Raw genomic sequence first — 209 nt, forward strand, 5'->3', positions numbered from 1 at the left:
GACGCGGTGCGGCTGACCACCGCCCTCGGGACGCTCGACGCGACCGCGATTGCGGTTGCGGCCACGACGGCCATCCTCGCCTTCGCCCTTGCGCGGTTCACGCTCGGGCAGGGTGGCCTTCTTGGCCACGCCCGCGGCGAGGATCGAGGCATCCAGCTGGGCCAGTTGCTTGTCGTTGCGGCGGTCCACCATCGGGATCTTCTGGCGGG

1 pseudogene is annotated in these 209 nt (G+C 71.3%); it reads right to left on the reverse strand.

Annotated elements, in window-relative coordinates:
* A pseudogene (locus B3H86_RS11505) lies at nucleotides 1–209 on the reverse strand (ATP-dependent helicase); the annotation flags it as partial.

Origin of the sequence: Brevundimonas sp. UBA5866 (assembly GCF_002432125.1) — a bacterium.
GTDB lineage: Bacteria > Pseudomonadota > Alphaproteobacteria > Caulobacterales > Caulobacteraceae > Brevundimonas.